This window comes from Candidatus Poriferisocius sp., assembly GCF_965219815.1.
Lineage (GTDB): Bacteria > Actinomycetota > Acidimicrobiia > Acidimicrobiales > Bin134 > Poriferisocius.
The window spans coordinates 96,222-121,075 of record NZ_OZ244791.1 but is presented as its reverse complement, the minus strand read 5'-3'; the positions used below and the strand labels follow the sequence as shown (position 1 = coordinate 121,075).

Genomic DNA, 24,854 nt, shown 5'->3' with positions numbered 1-24,854 from the left:
CCTCAGTCGAGAACCAGCAGCTGATCGGGCAGCTCGCGGTCGTCGGCAACTTCGATCACCACTCGACTGAGAGTGCCGGTGAAGGGGAACTGGCCGGTGGTGCGAGGGCTGGGGGACGGGGCCTTGGTGAAGCCCACACTTATGCCAACCGCGTGGATGTGGGTGTTGTGGGTGACGGGCATGTCCACCGATGCGGCTTCGACGCCGTTAACCAGCAGTCGGCCGGTGCCAGCGTGGCTGCCGGTTCGCTCGAAGGCGGCGCCCACCGTGACCGGTCCGGAGGGCAAGGGCTCGGTCTCGGCCACGTAGTGCTCCCAGGCCATGTTGTAGTCCCACACCAGCCGCCCGTCTTGAATAAACAAGGCGAAGCCTGACGCCACGTCGCCGCAGGCCACCAGGGTGCCGTCGTCGCCGTCGGCCCGGCTGAGTTCTGCGGTGATCTCATAGGACACGTTCTTGAGGTCGGGGCAGCCGTCGCTGGGGATGTACGCCCCGTCGTAGTACACAAATCGGGACCGCCCGGTGATCGGCCGGGGCTTGGGCACGTGGAACCGCTCCAAAATGCGGTCGTCCAGGGGCAGCACTTGGTAGGCCCGGGCTGCCTCCCACCACCGGTCGACGAGCGCGGCCAGCCGCTGGGGCTCGGCTTGGGCCAAGTCCCGGGCCTCGGAGAAGTCCTGATCCAGGTGGTACAGCTCCCAGCGGTCGTCGTCGAAGTTCTCCCCGGGAATGTGGCGGGTCACTGCCTTCCAGCCGTCGACCCACATGGCCCGATGGCCGAACATCTCGTAGTACTGCTCGGCTTTGCTGGTGGGGGCGTCAGCGTCGGTGAAGGAGTACATCATGCTGGTGCCCTCCATCGGCATCTGGTTTACCCCGGCCACCTCGGCGGGCGGTTCCAGGCCGATGGCCTCCAGCAGCGTGGGGGTGATGTCGCTCACGTGGTGGTACTGGGTGCGAATCGCGCCCCCCTCCGCGATTCCGTCGGCCCAGGAGATGATGAGCGGGTCGCGCACCCCGCCGGCGTGGGTGTTCTGCTTGTACCACTTGAGCGGGGTGTTGCCGGCCATTGCCCAGCCCATGGGGTACACCATCCAGTTGCCAGGCCCGCCGATGTCGTCGATATTGGCGAGCTGCTGGTCGATGGGCCGGGGGCCGAGGCCGTTCACATAGCGCATGGCGTTCTCGTGGCCCGACGGGCCGCCTTCTTGGGTGGCCCCGTTGTCGGACAGCAGCACGAACACGGTGTTGTCGGCCTGGCCGATCTCCTCGAGCGTGGCGATGAGCCGCCCGAGGTGTTCGTCGGTGTGGGTGAGCATCCCGGCGTAGGCCTGCTGCATCCGGGCGGCCACCTTCTGCTCGTCGGCGCTCAGGTCGCTCCAGTCGGGCACACCGGGGTTGAACGGGGGCAGCTCGGTGTCGGCGGGGATGATGCCGTTGTCCTTCTGGCGGTGGTACCGCTCTTCTCGGATGGCGCCCCAGCCGGCGTCGTAGCGGCCGTTGTAGCGGTCGACGTAGGGCTTGGGGACGTGGATCGGGTAGTGGCCGGTGCCGAAGCACAGATACAGGAAGAAGGGCCGCTCGGGCCACGCCGAGGTCTGGGCGGTGACCATGGCGATGGCTTGGTCCACCAGATCCTCGGTGGCGTGGTAGTCGGGTTTGTCGGGCCGGTCGATGTGATGGTTGTCGGCCACCAGGTCGGGGTCCCAGTGGTTGGTGGCGCCGTCCAAAAAGCCGTAGTACCGGTCGAAGCCCCGCTGGAGCGGCCATTGGTCGAAGGGGCCAGCCGGGGTGGTGTCCTCGATGGGGGCCAAGTGCCACTTGCCCACCGCGAACGTGGAGTAGCCCGCGGGGCGGAGAATCTCGGCCAGGGTGGCCGCTCGGTTGCTGATGCGCCCGGTGCAGCCGGGATAGCCGGTGTCCCAGTTGCTCACTACCGCCATGCCTACGGAGTGGTGGTTGCGCCCGGTGAGCAGGGATGCCCGGGTGGGGGAGCAGATGGAGGTGGTGTGGAAGTTGTTGTAGCGCAGGCCGGCGGCGGCTAGGGCGTTCATGGTGGGGGTGTCGATTTCGGAGCCGAAGCAGCCGAGGTCGGCGAAGCCGACGTCGTCGAGGACGACCATTACCACGTTGGGGCTGTTCGGCGGCGGGGTTACCGGGTCGGGCCACCACGGAGTCGAGTCGACGACGGTGTTGCCGACAACGCCGCCGTAGGTTTGAGCATCAGAAGTCATGTGTGGTTGCTAGCACATCCAGGGTTAAGGTTGGCATTGTGCCGGAGCGGGTTTTGAATGAGCGGTTGGTGGAGTTTGGGACGACGATTTTTGCGGAGATGTCGGCGTTGGCTTTGGCTACGGGGGCTATCAATTTGGGACAGGGGTTTCCGGATACTGATGGGCCGCGGGAGGTGGCGGATGCGGCGGTGGCGGCTATTCGGGCGGGGCACAACCAGTATCCGCCGGGGCTGGGTATCGCCGATCTTCGGCTGGCGGTGGCGGAGCACCAGAAGCGGTTCTACGACCTGGATTTTGACCCGGACACCGAGGTGCTCATCACCGCGGGGGCTACCGAGGCAATCGCCGCCGTCATGCTGTCGCTGTTGGAGCCGGGTGACGAGGTGGTGTTGTTCGAGCCCTATTACGACTCCCACATTGCTGGGATTGCCATGGCCGGGGCTGAGCGGCGGTTGGTGACGCTGCGGCCTCCCCATTACCGGTTCGACCCCGACGAGCTGGCCGCGGCCATCGGGCCCCGCACTCGGATGATTGTGGTGAACTCGCCTCACAACCCCACCGGCAAGGTGTTCGACCGGGAGGAGCTCGAGTTCATCGCCGAGCTGTGCCGGGAACACGACCTGTTGGCGGTGACCGACGAGGTGTATGAGCACTTGGCCTACGACGGCGAGCACATTCCTTTGGTGTCGCTGCCGGGGATGCGGGAGCGCACCATCTCGGTGTCGTCGGGGGGCAAGACGTTCTCGTTCACCGGGTGGAAGATCGGCTGGGTCTGCGCCAAGCCCGAGCTGCGCGATGCGGTCACCGCGGCCAAGCAGTTTCTGACCTTCGTCAACGGGGCGCCGTTCCAACACGCCATCGCGGTGGGCCTGCGGCTGGGCGACGATTACTTCGACGGACTGCGGGCCAACCTGATGGCCAGGCGCGACCAGCTTTCCGATGGGTTGGCCGCGGCCGGGTTCGAGGTGTACCGGCCGGCGGGCACCTACTTCGTGACTGCCGATGTGCGGCCGCTGGGTTTCGACGACGGCATGGCCTTGTGCCGCAAGCTGCCGGAGCTGTGCGGTGTGGTGGCCGTGCCCAGCGTGGTGTTCTACGACAACGAGGATGAGGGGCGGCATCTGGTGCGGTTCGCCTTCTGCAAGCGACCCGAAGTGCTCGACGAAGCCGTCGAGCGGCTGGCCAAGCTGGGGACAGGCTCATGAAGGTCGCCGCCGTTCAGCACGACATCGTGTGGGAGGACCCTGAGGCCAACTTCGAGCTGCTGGCCCCCAAGGTGGCCCAGGCCGCGGCCGAAGGGGCGCGCCTGGTGGTGCTGGCCGAGATGTACTCAACCGGGTTCTCCATGGCCTCCGAGCGGGTGGCCGAGCCGCCCGACGGGCCGAGCGTGAGGTTTCTGGCCGACCAGGCCGCGGCCAACGGAATATGGGTGTGCGGGTCGGTGCCGGTGCGGGACCCGTCGGTAGCGGAGCTGCCTGTGAACCGGTTCGTGCTGGCTGGCCCCGACGGGGTGGCCGCGGTCTACGACAAGATCCACCCGTTCTCCTATGGCGGCGAGCACGAACACTACGCCGCCGGGGCTGAACGGCTGACCATTGGCGTTGAGGGAGTGAGGATCACCCCGTTCGTGTGTTACGACCTGCGGTTTTCTGACGAGTTCTGGAGTTTGGCCCACGACACCGACTGCTATGTGGTGGTGGCCAACTGGCCGGCACCCCGCCGGGCCCATTGGTCGGCGCTTTTGGTGGCCCGGGCCATCGAGAACCAGGCCTACGTGGTGGGGGTCAACCGGGTGGGCACCGGCGGCGGCATCGACTATCAGGGCGATTCCGTGGTGATCGACCCATTCGGGGTCGAGGTGGCCAGCGCCCCTGAGGGCGAAGAAGCTGTGCTTCATGCCGACATCGACCTGTCGAGGGTGGAGAAGATCCGCACCCGCTATCCGTTCCTTGAAGATCGCCGATAATTCGCCGGTGCTGTCGCGATGACCGGCGATAGTCCGCCGGTGGGTGATTCCCAGCCGTTGCTGACGGCCCGGTTCGTTGTGCTGTGCCTGGGCGGCGTGTGCTACTTCATGTCGCTGGGACTGGTGTATCCGGTGATGCCCGGCTTTGTGGAGAACGACTTGGGAGGCGGGCCGGTGGCAGTTGGCCTGGCGGTGGGCGGATTCGGGCTCTCGGCCGCGGTGGCCCGCCCGCTGGTCGCCCCGCTGGGCGACTCCAAGGGGCGTCGATTCTTGGGGGTGTGGGGTTGCGTGCTGGCCGGCCTCGGCATTCTCGGCAACCTGTGGGTGTCCTCGGTGGCGGTGGCGGTGCTGTTCCGGCTTCTAACCGGGTTGGGGGAAGCGGCGTTTTTCGTGGGCATCGCCGCTGCCGCCCAAGACATGGCCCCCGAGCATCGCCGGGGTGAGGCAAGCTCGTACTTCTCGGTCACGGCGTACTCCGGCTTGGCCGCCGGGCCGATCATTGGCGAGCAGTTGGCGGCCGCGGTCAGCACCGACGCGGTGTGGTTGCTGGGCGGGGTGCTGTGCGCCATCGGAACCGTGCTGGGTGCAGTCTCCATGCCCGGCCGTCCCGAAGGTGCCCTGTCGGGGTGGCCCACCTCGTTCATTTACTGGCCTGCCGCCCGCCCGGCTCTATCGCTCGGGCTGGGGCTGATGGGCTACTCCGGTTTCCTGGCCTTCATAAAGCTGCATGTGGACGACATCGGGTTCGCCCACTCCGGGGCGGTATTCGCCACCTTCGCCATCTGCGTCATCAGCCTGCGAATCCTGCTGGCCCGGTTGCCCGACCGACTGGGACCCCAGCGCACCAGCACCTTGTCGTACGTATTCTCAGCCTCCGGCCTGTGGGTCATCGCCTAGTGGACGCAGATCCCCGGTGTGTTTGTCGGCACCGTTCTTTTGGCCACGGGTCAGACATTCTTGTTCCCGGCCCTGTTCGTGCTGGCCGTACAGTCGGCGCCCATCAACCGGCGGAGCCAAGCCATCGGCACCTTCAGCATCGCCTACGATCTGGCCATCGGTTTGGGCGGGCTGATCCTGGGCGGCGTGGTGGAGGTGTCGTCGTACTCGATGGCCTTCTTCGCCGGCGGGTGCTTCTCGTTGATTGCGCTGGTGGTCAGCCGAACCGTGGTTCGACCCCAGTTGCAAACTGCCTATTGACATCTGAGGGCTGGCATAGGAGAGTTGCCCCCTTCCCCCTGAGCTTCCCCCTTCTCGCGCCACGCGCGCCTCCGAAGGCCCGAAGGGAAGTTCAATGCGACGCACTGCGCTGCTGGTGTCGGCCGCCACCTGCGTGCTTGCGGTTTCCAGTGCAGGTTCGGCTGCTGGATGGCAGCAGCAGGATGAGGGCACATCGGTCGAGACGGAAAACGGCCAGGTGGAGATCGGGGTATGGATCGAAGTGGACATCCCCGGAGTGTCGGAGCCCTACACAAACCCGGCTGATCCCTCAGTGCCGCCCTGCTACTTCCAACAGGGCGACTACGCCGAGCTGAACGCCTGGTTGGAGAACGACTACGTGGTGGCCCCCGACCCCGACGAGACCTACATCTTGAAACTGTGCAATACCGAGGCCGGAACACAGATCGTCACGTTCTGGGTGTACCAGCCCGCCCCGCCCAAAGAGCCCCCACCACCCACACTGAGGGAGACCATCCGGCTGCGCAACGAGGCCTGGGGCCAGATGACCATCCCGCAGCCGACCACGCGGACCGCGCCCGGCGAGATTGCCATTGTGCAGCTTCCTACCTATGTGTGGGTGCCGGCCGCCGATCGCGCCCCAGTCTCAGAGACGGTGACCACCACGCTTGACGGCCACGAACTGACCCTCACCGCCACCGCCACTCCCCGGCGACTGGGCTTTCTGCGGGTTGCCATGGGCGACGGGAGCACGCTGTGGTGCGACGCCGAGGACGTGGTGGCTTTCGACCCTGCCCGCGACCCGCTGAACCAGCCATCCAACTGCTTCCACTACTACCGCTACTCATCGGTCAACCAACCCGACCTCCGCTACCAAGTGGCCCTCACCGCCTACTGGGACGTCTCGGTGGCGTGCGTATTCAACGGCGGCGCCTGCACCAACCCGCCACCCGCCGTCCCCACCCAAACACTCTTCGCCCCACTCCATCCCCTCGCCGTGGCCGAGATCCAAGCCCTCGCCGACCCCGCCTAGCCCCCTCACCCAACAAGCTCGCCGACCCCCTGGCGACCGCCGGGCTGTCACCGCCGAACCATGGAAATCCAGGTGACAGCCCGGCGGCAGGCGGGTAGAGTAACCACTCCACTCGACGCGGGGTGGAGCAGTCTGGTAGCTCGTCGGGCTCATAACCCGAAGGTCGCAGGTTCAAATCCTGCCCCCGCCACTGACGCCCTTTCGGCAATTGTCCCAGTCCTGTCGACGAATTGGGCCATGTTGGCGGTTTGTGACCTCGCTTAAGGGGTTTGAGCGCTTGTTCAGAGGGTCTCTTGAACCGCCCAGGGACACCCAGACCCTCCAGAAGAACCAGGGCGGTTCAGTTCGACTTTGGTTTGGCTCCACCTGATGCCATGGTGTTTGGCGATGCGAAGGGTGCTTGCGGTTGGGGTTGGACTGGCGCTGTGGTGCGTTGCCTGCGCGGGCGGGAACACGATGAGGGAGTCCGGCCAGGATCTTCAGCCACCCAGCGGATCGGACACTCAGACATCCAGCGAGGCGGACGTTGGAACGCAGAGCGGGCCGAATGCCCAGACATCCGTCGGTCCGGAAATTGAGCCGCTTAGCGAGCCGCAGATACGCAGACTCCTGGAGGAATTCGTAGACGAGCAACAGCAGAGTGTCGGGGTCGTGGTCGGCGTGACTAGCTCCAGCGGTCGTGTCGTTGTCGGGTACGGCCGCCTAAGCGCAGACGACGCGACTCAGCCCGACGGGGACACTGTCTTCGAGATTGGGTCGATAACGAAGGTGTTCACGTCCACTGTGCTGGCTGAACTGGTCTCGCGAGGGGAGTTGGGGCTTGACACCCCTGTGCAGAGCCTGCTCGGCGACGAGGTACTGATGCCCACTCGCAACGGTACGGATATCACACTGGGCCACCTGGCGACGCACAGCTCCGGGCTGCCCCGACTGCCCGACAACTTCGACCCTGCCAATCTGGCCAACCCCTACGCCGACTACACCGTCGAAGACCTCAACACCTTCCTGTCGACCCACGAGTTACGTCGAGACATCGGCGACACAGTCGAGTACTCGAATGTTGGTTTCGGCCTGTTGGGCCATGCTCTCGCCCTACGGGAGGACGCCGACTTCGAGACGCTGATCGATCAGCGGATTCTCGAACCACTGCACATGTCCGATACTGCGGTTGAGCTGACACAGGCACTCCGCGAGCGCCTCGCCCCCGGACACGACGGACGGCTTCGGCCCGTCGCCAACTGGGACGTGCCGACCCTCGCTGGCGCAGGAGCTCTTCGATCCACAGTCAACGACCTTCTGACATTCCTCGAAGCTAATCTCGGCCTGAGCGAGTCGCCTCTCCAGCAGGCAATGGAGTTGGCTCGTCTGCCCCAGCGACATGATCCAGTGTCGGGCATGGACATCGGTCTGGGGTGGGTGACCGCAACCGAGGGCGGCCGCCAATTTGTAGGGCACCCCGGCGCAACCGGCGGCTACGCCTCCTTTATAGGCTTCGACATCGAACTTGGCGAAGGCATTGTCATCCTGTCGAATTCACATCTGAGCGTGGACAATCTGGCCTATCGCCTGTTCACCCGAGACCTCGACGGGTGAACATAATCCTGAGTTCGCGTAGGCTGAGCAATTGTCATGAGCAAGCGACTCTTTACCGCCAGCCGAGTAGTTCCCGCAGCTCCCGAGGAGATCTTCGCCTTGCTGGCCGACCCGGCCCGCCACGTTGAGATAGACGGCTCTGGAACCCTTCAAAGGCTCATCAGAGGTCAGGGGTCCATGCAATTGGGGTCGAAATTCACGATTGGTATGAAGGCCTACGGCTTCCCCTACAGAGTGACCAGCAAGGTGGTGGAGTACGAGGAGAACCGGCTCATCGCCTGGTGCCACTTCATCAAGAACCGCTGGCGCTTTGGGTTGGAGCCCGTAGAGGGCGGCACCCGGGTAACCGAGTCGGCTGACTACAGAGATATCCGATTCCCGCACCTCACCATGAGGATGGTCAAAGACGATCTCATCGAAGACTCCATCGCCACCACCCTGGACAACCTCGTCAAGCGCTTCTCTTGATGATCTGAGCCTGACCCGCCTTTTGCGGTCTGTCTCGGAGCGGTCATGTCGCCTTCTCCGCATAGAAGGTGTTCACCCGGGGCGGTGTTCAAGAGGCCACTAAGGTGACTCGGTGGATTATGACGGGGCTGTCTACGAGGAAGACTTCTGCTTTGAAAACGGGCTAGCGGGTGAAGCGCTGACCATTCTGTCGGCCAATCCCAAGAACTTCTATCAGGCCATTTCCGACACGGCGACGATGCCGCGCCTTGACTTGTGGGCCAAGCTCTTTGTCCCCGATGGGGCTGGGCCCTTTCCGGTGGTGATCGTCGTTCCCGGCAGCCTGGGCCTTCAGTCGCATCACCTGTCCCACACGGCGACGATCACCGATGCCGGAATCGCAGCATGCGCCATTGATCCCTTCGGCCCTCGGGGCGTCGTTTCCACGGTGGACAATCAGATCCAGTACTCCTTTGCGGCCAGCGCCTGGGATGTTCTGACCACTGCTGAGTTTCTCGCGACCCGACCCGAAGTTGACGCTTCGCGAATCGGCGCACAAGGCCACAGCCGCGGCGGTTCCGCGGTCTTGAGCGCCGCGTCGGTGCACTTGGCCTCGGCATCCGACGCCCCCAAGCTCGCAGGCGTATACGCCGCCTACCCCTGGTGCGGCCACCAATTCCTCAACCCCACCGTGGGTAGCACACAGGTCCGGGCGATCATCGGAGACCTCGACGACTGGTGCTCACCCACCCAGGTCCAAGCCCATATCCAGGCCATCCGGGTCGCAGGCGGCGACGCCAGCGTGCGGATTGTAGGAGGTGCCCACCACAGCTTCGACCGCACCACCCCCCTCGAGCACATACCCGATGCCGCAGTAGCCCCCGGAGCACCCACCGTCTACATGGCCGACGACGGCGCCTTCATCCTCCCCACCTCCGACCAACCCGACCCGGCCTTGGTCGATCTCGACGGTTTCCTCTACGCCGCCAAAGCCGGCTTCGCCATCCGCGGAGCCCACATAGCCGGAACCCCCGACATCGCCCCCGCATTCGTCGAAGACATGACGACCTTCTGGACCACCGTCATGGCCCAGTAGACGACATAGGCAAATTGCCTGGGGGATTTGTGCTGGACGGTTGGTGTTTCTGAGCAATAGAATATGAATAGACTGGTAAGTAATTCCGAAAGATTGATTATGCGAGTTTCTGAACGAGGCCAGATCACGATCCCCAAGGGTTTGCGGGAGCGCTTTGGTCTGAACCACAACGTTGAGGTGGAACTCACTCCCACTGAGGGAGGACTCCTCATTCAGAAGCGGACAGTCGCACAACATCCTGTCGAGAGCGTGTTCGCGATCCTCAGCGGTGATCTCAGCACTGATGACTACATTGAGGAGATCAGGGGGCGGTGATCACGGCCGTCGATACCAGCGTATTGCTGGACATTTTCCGTGCTGATGAGCAGCATGGACCAGAATCGCGAGAACGCTTGATGGCGGCATACGACGCAGGGGCAGTCGTGATATGCGACATCGTGTATGCCGAGCTCGTACCGGCGTTTGGCAGCCGTGCCCTGTTGGATGAGACGCTGCACCGAATCAACACGTTGCCGTCTCCAATCAGCACCGACATCGCCTATGAGGCGGGCCTGCGTTGGCAGCGGTACCGCCAGGCTGGCGGACCTCGTGAACGGATTATCACCGATTTCCTGATCGGCGCCCACGCCTTGGGTGCCGCTGACAAGTTCCTCACGCGCGACCGCGGCTTCTATTCCAGCTACTTCCCCGAATTGTCCACCCAGTAGCACGCGAAGGTCGATGCACTCCGGCTCATGCCGCCCAGACGGCGGCATCCGGCTACCAGAGCTCGTCTAAGTAGCGGGTAGTGCCGGGGATGGAGGGGACGGCTAGTTCGGGGGCTATCTCGTGCGGGACCGCTGTCGATCGTTTCTAGCCCGGAATTTGTCGCGCCCTGACTGCATCCAAACCTGTCTCTCGCTCCGTAGGTATGGATGAAGTTTCCGAAACGCGTTCCAATGCGCGTTCGAAGGCGCGGAGGTAGCTATGTCCAAGAAGCTCTTTACCCTGTTGGCAGCGCTGCTAGCCATCTCGCTGATCGCGGTGGCCTGCGGCAACGACGACGATGGGCCGGCAACGCCCGTTGCCTCTACGGCCCCGCCCGAGGAGACCGCGGAGGAGCCTGTGGAGGAGACCGCGGAGGAGCCTGCGGAGGAGCCGATGGACGACTCTGTGGAGGAGTCTGCGGTGCCGGGGACGATTGTGGAGGTGGCTGTGGAGTCGGGGGCTTTTCCGACGTTGGTGGCTGCGGTGCAGGCTGCGGGTTTGGTGGAGACGTTGAGCGGGGAGGGTCCGTTCACGGTGTTCGCTCCCACTGAGGAGGCTTTCGGGGCGGCGCTGGCGGCGCTGGGCTTGTCGGCTGAGGAGTTGTTGGGCGATGTTGATCTGCTGACCGCGGTGTTGACCTATCACGTGCTGCCGGTGGCCGCGCCGGCGGAGGTGGTGTTGGGCCTCGACGGCCAAAGCGTCGCCACCGTGGGGGGAGAAGACGTGCAGATCACCGTGGACGGCGGCTCGGTGATGGTCAACGACGCCACCGTGGTGACCGCCGACATCGAGGCATCCAACGGCATCATCCACGTCATCGACAAAGTCCTCATACCGCCTTCTCTTCGGTAGTGAAGCCAGTTTCGGCGGGCGGGCGCGGAATACCCCTCCTGCGCCCGCCCGCCGCAGCTCGCACAGCCCGGCGTCATCCCCGGCATTAGCCATGCCAATATGCACGTCCTGGCCAGCCGCTATTCTCCTGGTGTGCCTGCTTCCACGAGCATGACGGTGGAATGCGTGGAGCAGGTGTTCGAGCAGGGAAGCGAGGATGCCCTCAAGGCTGCATACGAGATGTACGGCAGCCTGATCTACACATTTTGCCGCCGAACCCTGGGAGCCGACCGCGCCGAAGACGCAACCCAGGAGGTGTTCATCAGCGCGTGGCGGAGCCGCGGTCGATTCAACCCGGAAAAGGGAAGCCTTGCCGGGTGGCTGATAGCCATCGCCAAAAACCGGATAGTCGACAATGTCCGCGCCGAGCAGCGGCACGCCAAGCGCCGATCTGAGCTAGATCCGGGAGAGTTCGCCACCGAATCACAGATCGACGTAGTAGGCGACCGACTGCTGGTCACCGACGCACTGCGATGGCTTCCCGACCGGCCCCGGCAGGTAATCGCCATGCACTATTTCGACGGCCTCACGCACCACCAGATTGCCGAGCAGCTCTCGGTGCCGGTCGGCACGGTCAAGAGCGACCTGCGCCGGGGCATATCGAGAATTCGGCGCCAGTTGGAGACGACCGATGAGTGACGAGCAATTCGGACGCGGCGATCCGGAAATCGAGGCGATCCTGCGCGGCCTCGATGCCGACGAGATGGAATTGCTAGAACCCCCTCCTGCGGTATGGGAAGCCATCCAATCGGAGGTCGGCGAATCGGCGGACGCGTCTGGCGCCGTCGTTGACCTTCAGTCGCGGCGCCGCAGAATCCGGCGGATCGCCTTGGCCGCGGCAGCGGTCATACTCGTAGCAGCGGGGGTGACCAGCGCGGTCACCCTCACCCGCGACGATTCCCCTCCGGTGGTCGCCACCGCCGACCTGGTCCACGATTCCGGCAGTTTTGACCCGATGGGAGCTGAAGCCAGCGCCAGCGCCAACCTCGTCGATCACGGCGACCGCCACACCGTGGAGATCTTCAACGATTCGCTCCCGGCCCCGGGCGCTGACGCTGATCTCGAAGTCTGGCTCATCCAACCCGATCCCGACGGCGGTGTCTCCGATCTAGTCTCGCTTGGATTGGTTGAATTCGATGACCCCGGCGGCCTCGATGTGCCAGCGGACTACGACCCCGACATCTACTACGTCGTGGACATCAGCGTCGAGCCCCGCGACGGCGACCCCACCCACTCGGGGCGCTCCATACTGCGCGGCCCATTGCGTGACACCTGAGGGTCTGTCCTACAGCAAACGGAACTCAGCGCCGGACAAGGCTTGTGAAGAGGAATCTGCCACCCACCACCGGCAGTGGTAGCCGAGGGGCCACTTGAGAACCCGGGTAGGGCTACCAGAGTTCGTCTAGGTAGCGGGTGGTGCCGGGGATGGTGGGGATGAAGGGAGCGGCTAGTTCTAGGCGGGCGCCTTGGGCGGCGACGTCGTCGGCGAGGGTGGCGAAGGCGTCCCAGCAGTGCTCGGGGTCTTGGTCACAGAAGTAGAGGCGGATCACCTCGGGGTACTCGCCGGTGAGGGGCGGCATGCCGCCTTCTCTATTGACTTGGGCGAAGTCGATGATCTGGCCGATGGGGCTGTCCTCAGCCAGCATCTCGAGGTCGCGCCCCGTTCGTAGTCCGGCTGCGGTCGCCAGCACCGAGTCGGTGTCGTCGCCTCTGATCCAGGCCACGACAAGCCCTTCGTAAGGGTGGTCGAGGGCGATCTCGGGTGGGACAGGGGCTGGGCCTCGTCCCACGGACCCGGCCAGGTCGTAGCCGGCGGTGCTGACGTGGTCGCGGTTGGGGTTCATCCGGCCCGCGGCGAACAAGTCGGGGCCGACGGAGAACGAGTAGCCGAAGGTGTCTGTGTCTCGCCCCTCCTCCATCCAGTAGAGGGCGATGAACGAGCCGTTGTCTACCGGTTCGGCCACCGCGCCGTTGGCGGGGAAGCGCAGATCCTTCAGCCGCCTCGGGGCCACGTAGCGCCGGTACGCGAAGCAGCCCGGCGCGGCCAACATGGCGGCATAGGCATGATCGTGCTCGTACCAGCGGTTGTACTCGTGCAGCCCTTCGCCGCGATGCGGCTCGATGAAGGTGATCATCGAGTGACCGAGATGGATCTGGCTGCCGACGGCCAGGTTCGTATCAGACATGTCGTCGCCTCCTGTCGATGCCGCATGATACGGGCGAGTGTGGGCTGTGCAAATGCCGGATAGCCGCGTTGAGCGCCGTTGTAGGGTTCGGCGGTGGTTTCTGTGAGTCCGTGGCTGCTTGAAGACGGGGTGCTGCATCTGAACCACGGGTCGTTCGGTGCGACGCCGGCTTCTGTGCTGGAAGCCCAGGAGCGGGTGCGCCGGCGCATGGAGGCCAACCCCACCAGGTATTTCGTCGGCGACGAATACCAGCACGAGTTGGACTCGGCTCGCCGGGTGGTGGCCGACTTCGTGGGAGCCGATGAGGCGGGGCTGGTGTTCGTGAACAACGCCACCACCGGCGTGAACGCGGTGATGCGGTCGCTGGAGCCGAGCCTCGCCCCTGGGGATGAGATCTTGGTCACCGACCACGAGTACAACGCCTGTGTGAACGCGGTGGTGGTCTCGGCGGAGAGGACCGGCGCCCAAGTGGTCACCGCCCGGGCGCCGTTCCCGCTGGAGTCTTCCCAGCAGATCGTCGATGCCGTGCTCGGGGCCGTCACCGATCGCACCCGCGTCCTGCTGATCGACGCGGTGACCTCGGCCACGGGGCTGGTGATGCCGGTGGCCGATCTCGCCTCCGCCTTAGAGCCCGATGTGGCAGTGCTGGTGGACGCAGCCCACGGCCCCGGCATGATCGACTTCGACGTTTCTGCTTTGGGCGTCTCCTACGTGACCGCCAACTGCCACAAGTGGATGTGCGCGGCCAAGGGAGCGGCGTTGCTCTGGGTTCGGGAGGACCGCCGAGAGGGGGTGTACCCCCCGGTCATCAGCCACGGCTACAACGGCGGCTGGCCATCGAGCAGCAGCGACTTCCATGCCCAGTTTGACTGGACGGGAACCCAGGATCCCAGCCCCTGGCTCACGGTGCCCGACGCCCTGGACGCGGTGGCCGCCATGCACCCCGACGGCTGGCCCGGGGTCCGGGCCACGACCCGGGAGCTATGCCTGACCGGTCGGGAAATCCTGCTCGACGCCCTGGGGATCGATCCCCCAGCCCCAGAGGACATGATCGGGTCCATCGCCTCGGTGCCTGTCCCGCCCGCCGACCATTCAGGATCAGAGATATTCGACCCCCTCATGGACGCGCTGGCCGACAAGCACAACATCCTGGTTCCGGTCTTCGCCTGGCCCGACCCGCCCGAGCGCCTGCTGCGTATTTCCGCCCACCTCTACAACGAGGAATCCCACTACCGAACCCTGGCCACCGCCCTCCTCGCCGAGCTCAGCGCCTGACCTATCCCGGATAGATGAGCCACAAAACTGACAACACGACCCAGGTACAGACCACCAGCCAATAAGTACCCGGTTGCTCGCGGCGGGTGACGCGCTGGACGAAGCTGCTCTCGCCGGTGACGATGTCGAATGCGGCCCAGGCCAAGAACAGCAGGGCAAAGAGCCAAATCTGGTTGGATAGCGAAAAGGCCCACACCGCGGCCACCGCAGTCCATGTCGGCCACAACCGCAAGGATCGGGATTGGGTTGGTCGTGCAGGACTTGGGATCACCGGATCTCCTCGGCGTGGACGGCGGGCGGCTCAATGCCGTTGATCCGCCAATTGACGTAGTGGCCGAAGTCGGCCACTACCCGCTCAATGGGAACGAGACGTCCGGGCTCAAAATCCCCGATGGCACCACGCTGTCCTCTCTCGCAGATGGCTTTGTCCTCGGGCAGGAAGTCCGGCAGTGAGTAGGCCGCCGCACTGCTGGCCAATTGGCTGGCCCAGCGCCTGAATCGACCGCTGGTGCGGGCTCCGGTAGATGAGGCAACAGCCCCGCCAGTTCGGATGGCGCAGCGTTGGGCGCCGATCGGGTGGGCCGTCTGCCAGTAGAAGCCGCCGGAGTTGAACACGCCCACGAAGTTGGGCGGCAGGCTGATCAGGAGGTAGTCGTCCTGGTTTTCCGCCTTGCCACCGGTGGCTGTCGCCCTGGCCGAGCCTGCGATGTAGTAGGCGTCCCTGGTCGGCGTGAAGGGCTCGAGCGTTTTGGGGTGGACCTGGAACAAGTGGTAGCTCTCCATTGCGTTCACAATCGCCAGCTTCCAGTTGCATTCCCACTCCTGCGTGTCTTGCTGATCTGAGCGGTGGACCATTTGGTCGATCCCGTGGGCGACCACGTGGGGCTCGATGGCCGCGAAACGCTCCGCAAGCGGCTCCACGTCGGGGTTGAGGCTCACGAACACCAAACCGTGCCAAGACTCGACTCGGTACTTCGGCAGGCAATGCGCTGCCTTGTCGATGGCGTCGTTCGGCGCAAACGGCACCGACAGCAGCCGACCGTCGTCGCTATAGGTCCAGGCATGGTACGGACACTGGATTCGCTTGGCACTTGACGGCCGATCAACCAGCTGGGTTCCCCGATGAGCGCAGAGGTTCGACATTGCCGCCAGCTCGCCCTGCTGATTGCGCCACAACAGGACAGGTTGGTTGCCGATGATGACCGGAAGCTGATCGCCTGGAGCGCCAACATGATCCTCGGTGGTGACGAACACCCAATCTCCGTGCCAGATGCTGTCCATCTCGGCCTGGAGGAACGAAGGGTCCCGATAGGCGATGTTGGGCAGGGCACGGTCGGGGGCGAACGTCAGTGCAGCGGAACTCACAGGGGGCAATGTAGCGGTGTTGTCGCAAAAATACAACGGTCGTTGATAAAATACGACAGCATGGCAGGTCCGAGGGAGAGGAGCACAGTGGCCCTATGAGCTCTGTTCCAACTCGTGCTCTTGTCCTGTCGGGGATTGGCCAAGACGGACAGGTGTCAGCAGGCCCCTTGTTTGCGATGGCCTCCCTGCTTGGCCATTCCGACAAGGCAATGCGCGACTGTCTCGGCCGGGTTGTCAGGGAGGGTCTGTTGACTCAATCCGGGGGTCGGGGCCGCTCGGCGGAATATTGGGTGACCGATGCGGGACGGGCCGAGCTCGATGTGGATCTTGGCTGGTCAGCCTTTGCGCATCGAGTCGATGCCGGACTCGAACCCTGGGATCGGTATTGGCGGCTGGTCGGGTTCGGGATTCCAGAGAGGCGTCGGGGGGCCCGCGATGCGATTCGCAACCTGCTGGTCGAGTTTGGGGCTGCCCCTGTCCAGTCGGGGCTCTACGTCCACGCCCACGATCTGACTGACTTCGTCTTCCAGCTCGCCGATCACCTCGAGGTGTCCGACGCCGTGACGACTTTCGCCACCCGAACGATCCGAGTCGGGGAGGAACTTTCCGATGAACATCTTGTCGAGCGGCTTTGGCCGTTGGCCGACCTCGCCGGACGTTACGACGCAGTTGGTCGGCAATTGGAGTCCATAGCCGAGCAAGCCCCAGCAACGAACGGCGATCAAGTCGCCGCTTCTATGGTCTCGGCAATCGTCGCCACCGAAGCGGTCATGCGCGATGATCCGCTCTTGCCGTCCGAACTCCTTCCCGACCGATGGTCCGGCACCGAAGCCCGTCAGGCCTTCTTGGCCGCGCACTCCGCAGCCAGCACCCATAGCGAGCTATTCCGCAATTCCCAGCTGATGCAGTCCTACACCCAAGAGATTGATCGCGCCCTCGCCGAAACGTCTGGTTCGTTTTGGAATCGGTGGTGGCCCCGCCTCACCAACGCCTATCAGGCCAGACTGCCTCCAGCAGCGACCCGCTCCTAGCTCTCTCCGCGCTGATGACATCCGCCGAGCGTGTTCGGGCTGTTGAGACCCCGAGGACCTCGACTCCAGTGGTCAGTACATGATGGTGCGGGTTAGGTGGTGGGGCCAGAAGGTGGCGTGGTAGGCCTTCCAGAGTCGAAAGTCCACCTGGGGGACTACCAGCGACTGCGACGGTGGGCGGATCCGGTTGATGGCGTCGGTGAGCAGGGCGGTGGCATAGAGGGTGTGGGCCCGGATCTCCACTTCTTCAGGGCTGTCCGCGGCGATCAGGTCGCCTCTGTTGATGGCAGTTTCCAGTTCTGCGGAGTAGGACAGGATGTCCATGAGCCGCAGGGCGACGGGGACGATGTAGTCGGCGAACGCGGTCATCCGATCCAGATCGGCGACCGCGAAGGCGCCTTCGCGGGCCAGTGCCATGTGCAGTTGCCACAGCCAGAGCTGGGCCAGCTTGTGCAACTGCACCTCATGGCCATCGTGGGTGCTGACATCGTTGAACCGGGGGAACTCGGCCACGAGCCGCTCCATCAGACCGTTGCCCGCGGCGTACATGGCGGGCGCGCAGTCGGCCACGAACCGGTGGGCGCTGCCGCCATAGCGCTCGGCCAGAACTTGGCCCGCCGCGTTGAGGATTTCGACCCGCTCATCGAGCATGGGGATCTCGATATTCCCGGTGAACACTCGGCTTAGTTCGGCTCGACTGATCTCGGCCAGGTAGGCCCCGTCGGTCAGCGGCACGCCATCGTCCAACGCCTGGGCAACGCAAGCGAACATGCCCTCGCTGTCCGACCAGGTCCGACCCCGATGATCGGCGGCGAACTTCACCCCAGAGTCAAAGTCGGTGAAGGCGAAGTTCATTACCGCATAGAAGAACGAAACATCAATGATCTCCGCCGGGTCGGTCCGGCTACTGATTGCTCCGTCGACCGCGCCAGACGGGAAGGCGAACTCCTCGTAGGCCATCCAAGAAGCCACTTGCTCGATGGCCTCGACCGATGTGCGAACGTGTCGGGAGCGCTCGACCACCCCGCGCACCGACCGCAAGACCGGCGAGGACCACACTGGGGAATCGTGCACGTTCTTCTCCTGTCGAAGTACCACTTGCCGTACGATTTTGACTGGTTCGTCGTGAGGAACGCGAATGGATGCAATCAGGTTTAGCTTCGACAGTGATCAGGCGCTGGCCGCGGTTACGGGCCGTGACGGTGGGGTGAGTACGGGTGATCTGGCCAGCCTGAACCTGAGCTTTGAAGTGGGGGACGACACGGCGCGCGTTGTCGCCAACCGCAAGGTCGCGGGCGACAGCCTCGGCTTCGACTTCCGAGACTTGGTGGTGCCCCGCCAGGTGCATGGGGTTCGGATCAAGGTTGTCGGCGAACAGGACAGGGGTCGGGGGGCCGATTCGGCGGAATTAGGGGTGGCCGCCTGCGATGCGCTGGTAACCAGCACGCCGAATATCCCGGTGGCCGTTCTGATGGCCGACTGTGCGCCGGTGGTGCTCTACGACCCGACTCAACCGGCCATCGGAATCGTTCACGTGGGATGGCGCGGGGCGATCGGGCGCATCGCCCAGAAGACTGTCGAGACCATGGCTCGGGAGTTCGGCAGTCGACCACGGGATATCAAGGCCGGAATCGGTCCATGCCTGCAACCGCTCTCCCTCGAAGTCTCTATGAACGAAGCCATGCAGGCCGAAGGGGAGTTCCATCAGCAACCGGCGGTTCTTTACGACGCTGGCGATAAGCCCCATCTCGACATCCCGTTCATGGTCAAACAGCAATTGCTCGACGCCGGTGTATGGCTCAAGAACATTGAAGACTGTCGGATGGACACGCTGGACGCCCGGCGCTTCTTCTCCCATCGCGGTCAGTCCGGCCAGGCGGGTCGATGCATGGGCGTAGCCATGCTGCGGTCGGCGTAGGTGGTTGATCTTCAGTCGGGGATCAAGACCCCGGGGTTCATGAGATCTTGCGGGTCCAGAGCCTGTTTGACAGCTCGCAGTACATCGACGCCGGCGTCTCCCAGTTCGTCGGCCATCCATGGGCGGCGGACTCGGCCGATGCCGTGGTGGTGGGCGATTCCGGCGCCGCAGTCGACAGCCGCCCCCATGGCGGCGGTCCAGCAGGCGTCGTAGACCAACTGGTATTCGTCGGGATCAGACGGCTGGGCGGCGAAGGTGAAGTAGAGGTTGGCCCCGGATTGGTAGGCGTGGGAGGTGTGGGCCGTGGCCGCGATCACCGTGGGCACCGCTCTGACGGCCTCGACGACCGCGGTGTAGAGCCGGGCCAGGTGGCGCCAGCCGGTGGCCACCTCGATGGTGTCGGCCACCAGGCCCTGCTCGAAGAGTTCGGTCCAAGTGGGCACGGTGTTGCGGTGCTCGAACCAGTGGTCCACCGCTCCTGAGTCGGCTGGCTCGCCTCCTCCCGCCCGGCAAAGCTCTGCCACCGCGGCGGCCTCCAACTCCGCGTGCCCGGGCGGTCCCTCGTGCAGAAAGATGGCCACGCAGCGCCCCTTGGGCACGTGGTCGCGGAAGTGGCGGCGTGTCTCGCCAGCGTCGTAGAGGCGCACTACCGGGGGTCGCCAACCGGGCACGATCACGCTGCGCACCGCGTCGATTCCCGCGCTCATGTCCTCGAAGTGGAACGCCTGGCGCACCCCAGGGTCGGGAAGCGGGCGGAGCGAGAAGGTCACTTCGGTGATGATCCCGAGCGTGCCCTCGCTGCCCAGCAGCAGCTGGCGCAGATCGGGGCCAGCCGACGCTCGGGGAGTGGGCCGCGACCGATAGAGCGACCCGTCGGGCAGCACGGCCTCCACCGAGTAGACGATGTCCTCGATGTTGCCGTAGGCGGTGGAGTACTGGCCCGACGCCCGGGTGGCTACCCACCCGCCCACCGAGGACACCTCGATCGACTGGGGCCAGTGACCGATGGTGAAGCCGTCTTCCCGTACCCGGTTCTCGGCGTCGATCCCCATCGTGCCCGCTCCGAATGCCGCGAGGCCGTCCACCAAGTCGAGCCACCGCATCCCGCTCAAGCGCTCGGTGCTGATCACCACCGAGTCGGGCGACGCCAAAACGCCCCCCACGCAGCCCGATCCGGCGCCCCGGGGAATCATGGGTACCCCGTGGGTCCGGCACAACTGCACGGTCGCAGCCACTTGTTCAGCTGTCGGCGGCATCGCCACTGCCTTGGGCAATTGCAACTGCCCCTGCCACTGGTCGAACTCCGAGCGGGGCCAGGTATCGCGGGCTCGACTTTTGCGGGCATCGTCGTCGAGAAGGAGACCATCGCCCAGCAGTTCAGCGAGCTCGTCGATCAGCGTCATCAGGCGTCTCCCTTGAATTGCCGACTGATCAACCAAAGCGGCATCGGCTCAAAACGGATGATGCCAGACAGCGATGTTCCTACCAGTTCTTCCAGTAGCGGGAAGGAATGGGGCCGGCTTGATCTTGGTATTTGGAACCGGCCTCGGAAGAGCCGTAGGGGTTCTCGGCGGGGGTGGTCATGCGGATGAAGGAGATCTGGCCGATCTTCATCCCGGCGTACAGGGTGATGGGCAGGGTGGCCACGTTGGAGAGCTCCAAGGTGAGGCGGCCGTTCCACCCGGCGTCCACAAACCCGGCGGTGGAGTGGATCAGCAGCCCGAGACGGCCGAGCGACGACTTCCCCTCCAGCCGGGCCACCAGGTCGTCGGGGATTCGAACCCGCTCCAGGGTGGATCCCAGCACGAACTCGCCGGGATGAAGGATGAACACCCCGTCGGGTTCGATCTCTACTGGCTCGGTGAGGGCGTCCATGTTCTTCTTGACGTCGATGAGCCCCTCGGTGTGATTGCGGAACACCCGGAAGTGCCGGTCGATGCGCAGGTCGACCGACGAGGGTTGGATGGCGCCGTCGGCCAGCGGCTCGATCTCGATGCGGCCCGCCTCCAGTTCCTTGCGGATGGATACGTCGGAGAGGATCACGCTTTGGAGGCGAAGAAGCTGCGAACCAGCGGCTCGTAGTGCTCAAGCGGTGGCGTGGGGTAGGAGGGGTCGAACGCAGGCATGTCGTACTCGGCGCAGAACTCGGCGCAGCGGTCGTAGTGGGGGTGGTCGGTGTAGGCGTCGCGGCTGTTGCGGTCCAGGCCTACGTGGTGCCAGAAGTAGTAGCCCTGGAAAACACCGTGCATCTGCACCATCCACAGATTGGCTTCCGATACGAACGGCTTGAGGATGGCCGCGGCCAGATCGGGGTGGTTGTGGGGGGTGAGCAGGTCGCCGATGTCGTGGACTAGCGCGCACACCAGATATTCGTCGTCCCGCCCAGCTTTCTCGGCCCGGTGAGCGGTCTGGATGCTGTGGGTCAGCCGGTCGACGGCGAACCCCTGGGGGCCGGAGGCCAGATCCTGAAGCTCTCGCAACACCCGGTCGGCTATCCGCTCTTCGAGGTATTGGTGGGCTGGGACGCTTGCCGCCCAGTCCTCAGCAGTGGACTCGTCCATGCGGGTGAACGTGGCTTGAGTCAGCGTGGCCATGCCCGAAGCCTACGACATGGATGTCACAACGACACCCCCGCAATTGGCCGTTTTGACCACTACATTGCAGGGCTGATGCGAGCGGTGGTATTTGAGGATGGCCAAGCGACGATCGGCGAGGTAGACGACCCGGAACCAGGCCACCGGCAGCTGCTGGTTGCGGTTCGGGCCGCAGGACTGAACGGGGCCGATATAACCCAGGCCCGAGGCGGATATCCCCCGCCGCCCGGGGCGCCGACCACCGGAGGGCTGGAAATGGCTGGCGAGGTGGTGGCCACCGGTCCGGGCTGCCAGCGGTACTCGGTGGGCGACCGGGTCATGGCGGTGGTCCAGGGAGGAGGCCAGGCTGAGCTTTGCGTGGTGGACGAGCCGTTGGCCATGCCGGTGCCCCAGTCGATGGACTGGGAGGGCGCCGGGGGATTCCCCGAGGTGTTCGCAACCGCCCACGATGCCCTGTTCACCCAGGCCGGCCTGGCCATGGGGGAGCGGGTGTGTATCCACGGCGCGGCCGGCGGGGTGGGCGTGGCCGCCGTGCAGCTCGCCTCGGCCGCCGGTGCCCAGGTGATCGCAACTGTGCGCAACCCCGACTCTCGCAACTCGGTAGCCGAATTGGGGGCGCACGCCATCGACCCAGCGGACTTCATCGATGCCGGCCCGTTCGACGTGTTCCTCGAGCTTGTTGGCGCCCCCAACTGGCCCGCCAACCTGAAAGCCCTGGCCACCGAAGGGCGCATTGTGGTGATCGGCGTGGGCGCGGGGTCAGAGATCACGCTGAATCTGGCACTGCTCATGGTCAAGCGGCTCCGGCTCTTTGCCTCCACTTTGCGGCCCCGCCCCCTGGAGCAACGGGCCGCCGTCGCCCGGCAGGTGGAGCACCACGTGCTCCCGTTGGTGGATTCGGGTCGAGTCCGGGTTCCCCTTGCCTGCACCTTCCCTCTGTCTGAAGCGCCTGCGGCCTACGAGTATTTCACCGTCCCCGGCAAGCTCGGCAAGGTTGTGCTCGTTGCCTAACCGACAGGCACCGACTACGCCTGGTTGGCTAGAGTGCCGGGCACCTGCGGGTGTAGTTCAGTGGTAGAACCCCAGCTTCCCAAGCTGATGACGCGAGTTCGATTCTCGTCACCCGCTCCACGATGACGGGGCAGATCTATTTGGGCACAGTGGCCATCGAGCCGAACCGTTGGGGCTTGGCCGAGCCCGGCGGGCACCCCCTCACCCGGGTATCCGAGTGGTTGGCGAACATCGCCGAGGCTGGGTTCGACGGATTGGAGTTGTGGGAGCGCCACGCCCGATCTGTGCCCGATGAGGAACTCGATGCGCTGCTGGCCTCGGAGATCCCCATAAGAATCCTGAGCTGCTACACCAGTTGGGACGAGCCCGACGATGCCGACCGAGCCGAGACCGCGACGTGGATCGAGCGGGTGGGAGCGCAAGGAGTCAAGTTCAACGTGGGCAGCGATCCCGACTCCATCGCCGATTACACCGAACGGCTCCGGCGGTTCGAGGCCGAGGTTCCCGAGAGCGCCCGGCTGCTGTGTGAATGCCACTTTGGAACGGTGGCTGAAGATCCCAAAGTGGCCCGCGACATGTTCGACTCCGTTGCCGACGCCGACCGTTTGGGGGCCATTGTCCACGTTCACCCCATGGCCCGAGACGAGTGGTCGGAGCCGTTAGGTGTGCTCGGAGATCGGGTACGCCACGTTCACGTTCAGGTGGCGGAGGTTCCTCAATCCACCAGCGCCGCCGAATTGAGCGAAGTGCTCCGGCCAGCCGCCGAAGCCATAAGCACCGCCTCCCCTGAAGCCACCTGGACCATCGAGTTCTCCCACGGCATGTGGGGCTTCGGCCGCGACGACGCCGAATTCGACAATCCGGCTTACATCCTTCAGTCCGCCCAACGCGACCTTGTGGCCCTGCGAGCAGCGCTCTAATTCCCAACCCCAGGGAACCAGTGATGGGTCTGGGGCGTCAAACAAGCATGGCGAAGCTGATCGGTTTGATTGTCGTGCTCGGCTCTATCGCGCTGGCCTGCGGTTCAACAGACACGACGAGAGCATCACCTCCAACCGCGACCCCTGAAGTTTCTGCCACCGCAACCATCGCCCCTGAGCCCGCGGTATCGACCGCGTTGCCGCCGACCGTTGCTCGTCTGCCCGTTGATCCGGGAGCCCCCGCAAGCGAGTGGGTAGCCGGACTCAACGCCGCCGGATGGGACTTCCACCGACATCTAGAGGGAAACGCCGTATCCAGCCCGATGAGCATTGGCATCGCATTCAGCCTCAGCCGGGCCGGAGCATCGGCTGATTCCGGGGAAACACTTGACAGAATCTTTGGGTTTCCGGAGATGGGCATCCACAGTGCCGCCAACGCCGTCTCTCTCCGATTGGCGGAGGCATCGGCCGATCCCATCACTTTGGAAGTGGCCAATCGGCTCTTTCCTGATGACGAGTTCCTGCCACTGTCGGCCTTCATTGACATCGCCTCAGCCCATTATGGAGCGGCCATCCAACCAGTCGACACTGCTGATGCCGGTAATGCAGCAAGTGCCATCAACGGCTGGGTGTCGGAACGCACCCGCGGGCTTGTTCCCACCATCGTCAATGAGAACTCGGTCAGGAACCAGAAGCTGATCTTGGTGAACACCGTTTATCTGAAGGCCGACTGGCTGGTGCCCTTCTTGGCCGACTTCACCCGGGTTGACGAGTTCACCACCGCCGACGGCCAGCAAGTGGCGGCGCCGTTCATGCGCGACTACGACCCCATTGAACGTCGTTTTGTCCGATTTATCCACGCCGATGCGGTGGAACTCCCCTATCAGGGGGGTGAATTGGCCATGTGGCTTATCGTCCCCCACGAACTCGTCGGACTCGCCGCTGTCGAGGATTCCCTCAACGCCGAAGCCCTAACGGGGCTGGCCGATATGGCGCAAGAGGGATTGGTCCATGTCACCATGCCCAAATGGGAGCAGACCCTTCCGCCCACTGATCTGTTCGAATGGCTCTGTCCGCTCGGATTCTGCGCTGGCGCAGGTTTCGACGGCATTGCCCCCGGTATCTTCATCACCGCCGCCCTTCACGGTGCCAAGGTGATTGTGGACGAGAAGGGCACCGAAGCCGCCGCCGCTACTGCTGCGGCCTTCGTCGAGTCTGCGCCTCCCGAGCCCGATCTCACCGTCGTCGCTGATCGCCCCTTCCTCTGGGCCATAACCCACCAAGAAACCGGCGCACTCTTGTTCGTAGGCCGCCTCGTCAACCCCGCCGCGTAGTCATCCAGACCCGGTCCCGGCGCGTCATCTTCGCATT

At 64.6% G+C, this 24,854-nt stretch carries 27 protein-coding genes and 2 tRNA genes; 21 read left to right on the top strand and 8 right to left on the bottom strand.

The window, feature by feature from the left end; translation table 11 throughout:
- Window positions 1-2: 2 nt before the first annotated feature.
- Window positions 3-2,234 carry an arylsulfatase gene (locus ACOQPI_RS00585; RefSeq protein WP_420617786.1) on the bottom strand — a complete coding sequence of 744 codons (2,232 nt, stop codon included), beginning with the start codon at window positions 2,232-2,234 and terminating at the stop codon, window positions 3-5.
- 38 nt (window positions 2,235-2,272) lie between these two features.
- Here ACOQPI_RS00585 and ACOQPI_RS00580 point away from each other — a divergent pair, with 38 nt between their 5' ends.
- From ACOQPI_RS00580 to ACOQPI_RS00515, 14 genes are all read left to right on the top strand, one after another.
- Complete coding sequence (locus ACOQPI_RS00580; protein WP_420617785.1) at window positions 2,273-3,439, top strand: pyridoxal phosphate-dependent aminotransferase; 1,167 nt, start codon at window positions 2,273-2,275, stop codon at window positions 3,437-3,439.
- Window positions 3,436-4,200, top strand: a complete 765-nt coding sequence (locus ACOQPI_RS00575; protein WP_420617784.1) for a nitrilase-related carbon-nitrogen hydrolase — start codon at window positions 3,436-3,438, stop codon at window positions 4,198-4,200. Before ACOQPI_RS00580 ends, ACOQPI_RS00575 begins: the two co-directional genes overlap by 4 nt.
- A 39-nt stretch (window positions 4,201-4,239) precedes the next feature.
- A complete protein-coding gene (locus tag ACOQPI_RS00570) occupies window positions 4,240-5,097 on the top strand; it encodes an MFS transporter (protein ID WP_420617783.1) in 858 nt (285 codons plus the stop codon).
- Window positions 5,098-5,115: 18 nt separating this feature from the next.
- Window positions 5,116-5,397, top strand: coding sequence for an MFS transporter (locus tag ACOQPI_RS00565; protein ID WP_420617782.1), 282 nt, complete (start codon window positions 5,116-5,118; stop codon window positions 5,395-5,397).
- Between the two features lie 94 nt (window positions 5,398-5,491).
- Window positions 5,492-6,409 (top strand): hypothetical protein, encoded by a 918-nt coding sequence (locus tag ACOQPI_RS00560; protein ID WP_420617781.1) that lies wholly within the window; start codon window positions 5,492-5,494, stop codon window positions 6,407-6,409.
- A 116-nt stretch (window positions 6,410-6,525) separates the two neighbouring features.
- Window positions 6,526-6,599: transfer RNA gene (locus ACOQPI_RS00555), tRNA-Met, on the top strand.
- A 179-nt stretch (window positions 6,600-6,778) separates the two neighbouring features.
- Window positions 6,779-8,002 carry a serine hydrolase domain-containing protein gene (locus tag ACOQPI_RS00550; protein WP_420617780.1) on the top strand — a complete coding sequence of 408 codons (1,224 nt, stop codon included), beginning with the start codon at window positions 6,779-6,781 and terminating at the stop codon, window positions 8,000-8,002.
- Between the two features lie 36 nt (window positions 8,003-8,038).
- Window positions 8,039-8,470, top strand: coding sequence for an SRPBCC family protein (locus ACOQPI_RS00545; RefSeq protein WP_420617779.1), 432 nt, complete (start codon window positions 8,039-8,041; stop codon window positions 8,468-8,470).
- A 112-nt stretch (window positions 8,471-8,582) separates the two neighbouring features.
- Window positions 8,583-9,545 carry a dienelactone hydrolase family protein gene (locus ACOQPI_RS00540; RefSeq protein WP_420617778.1) on the top strand — a complete coding sequence of 321 codons (963 nt, stop codon included), beginning with the start codon at window positions 8,583-8,585 and terminating at the stop codon, window positions 9,543-9,545.
- 99 nt (window positions 9,546-9,644) lie between these two features.
- A complete protein-coding gene (locus tag ACOQPI_RS00535; RefSeq protein ID WP_420617777.1) occupies window positions 9,645-9,860 on the top strand; it encodes an AbrB/MazE/SpoVT family DNA-binding domain-containing protein in 216 nt (71 codons plus the stop codon).
- A complete protein-coding gene (locus ACOQPI_RS00530; RefSeq protein ID WP_420617776.1) occupies window positions 9,857-10,252 on the top strand; it encodes a type II toxin-antitoxin system VapC family toxin in 396 nt (131 codons plus the stop codon). Before ACOQPI_RS00535 ends, ACOQPI_RS00530 begins: the two co-directional genes overlap by 4 nt.
- A gap of 259 nt (window positions 10,253-10,511) precedes the next feature.
- Entirely contained in the window at window positions 10,512-11,144 is a 633-nt protein-coding gene (locus ACOQPI_RS00525; protein WP_420617775.1) for a fasciclin domain-containing protein, read from the top strand.
- 132 nt (window positions 11,145-11,276) lie between these two features.
- Window positions 11,277-11,822, top strand: coding sequence for an RNA polymerase sigma factor (locus ACOQPI_RS00520; protein ID WP_420617774.1), 546 nt, complete (start codon window positions 11,277-11,279; stop codon window positions 11,820-11,822).
- Complete coding sequence (locus tag ACOQPI_RS00515) at window positions 11,815-12,459, top strand: anti-sigma factor (protein WP_420617773.1); 645 nt, start codon at window positions 11,815-11,817, stop codon at window positions 12,457-12,459. The genes ACOQPI_RS00520 and ACOQPI_RS00515 overlap by 8 nt, the downstream gene beginning before the upstream one ends.
- Window positions 12,460-12,571: 112 nt before the next feature.
- On the opposite strand, the gene ACOQPI_RS00510 is transcribed toward ACOQPI_RS00515, so the two are convergent.
- Window positions 12,572-13,369 carry a hypothetical protein gene (locus tag ACOQPI_RS00510; protein ID WP_420617772.1) on the bottom strand — a complete coding sequence of 266 codons (798 nt, stop codon included), beginning with the start codon at window positions 13,367-13,369 and terminating at the stop codon, window positions 12,572-12,574.
- Window positions 13,370-13,462: 93 nt separating this feature from the next.
- On the opposite strand from ACOQPI_RS00510, the gene ACOQPI_RS00505 reads away from it, so the two are divergent.
- Window positions 13,463-14,644 carry an aminotransferase class V-fold PLP-dependent enzyme gene (locus ACOQPI_RS00505; protein WP_420617771.1) on the top strand — a complete coding sequence of 394 codons (1,182 nt, stop codon included), beginning with the start codon at window positions 13,463-13,465 and terminating at the stop codon, window positions 14,642-14,644.
- A 1-nt stretch (window position 14,645) separates the two neighbouring features.
- Here ACOQPI_RS00505 and ACOQPI_RS00500 read toward each other — a convergent pair whose 3' ends face one another.
- Both ACOQPI_RS00500 and ACOQPI_RS00495 read right to left on the bottom strand, forming a co-directional pair.
- A complete protein-coding gene (locus tag ACOQPI_RS00500; RefSeq protein WP_419848053.1) occupies window positions 14,646-14,849 on the bottom strand; it encodes a hypothetical protein in 204 nt (67 codons plus the stop codon).
- 62 nt (window positions 14,850-14,911) lie between these two features.
- On the bottom strand, window positions 14,912-16,009 hold the full coding sequence (locus ACOQPI_RS00495) for an aromatic ring-hydroxylating oxygenase subunit alpha (RefSeq protein ID WP_420617770.1): 1,098 nt from the start codon (window positions 16,007-16,009) through the stop codon (window positions 14,912-14,914).
- Window positions 16,010-16,257: 248 nt separating this feature from the next.
- Between ACOQPI_RS00495 and ACOQPI_RS00490 the strand changes: the two genes are divergently transcribed.
- Window positions 16,258-17,040 (top strand): PaaX family transcriptional regulator C-terminal domain-containing protein, encoded by a 783-nt coding sequence (locus ACOQPI_RS00490; protein ID WP_420617769.1) that lies wholly within the window; start codon window positions 16,258-16,260, stop codon window positions 17,038-17,040.
- Between the two features lie 72 nt (window positions 17,041-17,112).
- Here the strand turns inward: ACOQPI_RS00490 and ACOQPI_RS00485 are convergent, their stop codons facing one another.
- Entirely contained in the window at window positions 17,113-18,114 is a 1,002-nt protein-coding gene (locus tag ACOQPI_RS00485) for a queuosine salvage family protein (protein WP_419849214.1), read from the bottom strand.
- Between the two features lie 64 nt (window positions 18,115-18,178).
- Here ACOQPI_RS00485 and ACOQPI_RS00480 point away from each other — a divergent pair, with 64 nt between their 5' ends.
- Window positions 18,179-18,958 (top strand): polyphenol oxidase family protein, encoded by a 780-nt coding sequence (locus tag ACOQPI_RS00480; RefSeq protein ID WP_420617768.1) that lies wholly within the window; start codon window positions 18,179-18,181, stop codon window positions 18,956-18,958.
- An 11-nt stretch (window positions 18,959-18,969) separates the two neighbouring features.
- Here ACOQPI_RS00480 and ACOQPI_RS00475 read toward each other — a convergent pair whose 3' ends face one another.
- From ACOQPI_RS00475 to ACOQPI_RS00465, 3 genes are all read right to left on the bottom strand, one after another.
- Complete coding sequence (locus tag ACOQPI_RS00475) at window positions 18,970-20,361, bottom strand: FAD-binding oxidoreductase (protein ID WP_420617767.1); 1,392 nt, start codon at window positions 20,359-20,361, stop codon at window positions 18,970-18,972.
- Window positions 20,362-20,440: 79 nt separating this feature from the next.
- Window positions 20,441-21,001 (bottom strand): dCTP deaminase, encoded by a 561-nt coding sequence (dcd, locus tag ACOQPI_RS00470; RefSeq protein WP_420617766.1) that lies wholly within the window; start codon window positions 20,999-21,001, stop codon window positions 20,441-20,443.
- Window positions 20,998-21,552, bottom strand: a complete 555-nt coding sequence (locus ACOQPI_RS00465) for an HD domain-containing protein (RefSeq protein WP_420617765.1) — start codon at window positions 21,550-21,552, stop codon at window positions 20,998-21,000. The genes dcd and ACOQPI_RS00465 overlap by 4 nt, the downstream gene beginning before the upstream one ends.
- 75 nt (window positions 21,553-21,627) lie before the next feature.
- Between ACOQPI_RS00465 and ACOQPI_RS00460 the strand changes: the two genes are divergently transcribed.
- The 4 genes from ACOQPI_RS00460 to ACOQPI_RS00445 all read left to right on the top strand — a co-directional run bounded on the left by ACOQPI_RS00460 (window position 21,628) and on the right by ACOQPI_RS00445 (window position 24,817).
- Window positions 21,628-22,563, top strand: coding sequence for a zinc-binding dehydrogenase (locus tag ACOQPI_RS00460; protein ID WP_420617764.1), 936 nt, complete (start codon window positions 21,628-21,630; stop codon window positions 22,561-22,563).
- A 46-nt stretch (window positions 22,564-22,609) separates the two neighbouring features.
- Window positions 22,610-22,683: transfer RNA gene (locus ACOQPI_RS00455), tRNA-Gly, on the top strand.
- Between the two features lie 2 nt (window positions 22,684-22,685).
- Window positions 22,686-23,483, top strand: coding sequence for a sugar phosphate isomerase/epimerase family protein (locus ACOQPI_RS00450; protein ID WP_420617763.1), 798 nt, complete (start codon window positions 22,686-22,688; stop codon window positions 23,481-23,483).
- 23 nt (window positions 23,484-23,506) lie between these two features.
- A complete protein-coding gene (locus ACOQPI_RS00445; RefSeq protein ID WP_420617762.1) occupies window positions 23,507-24,817 on the top strand; it encodes a serpin family protein in 1,311 nt (436 codons plus the stop codon).
- The last annotated feature ends 37 nt before the right edge of the window (window positions 24,818-24,854 follow it).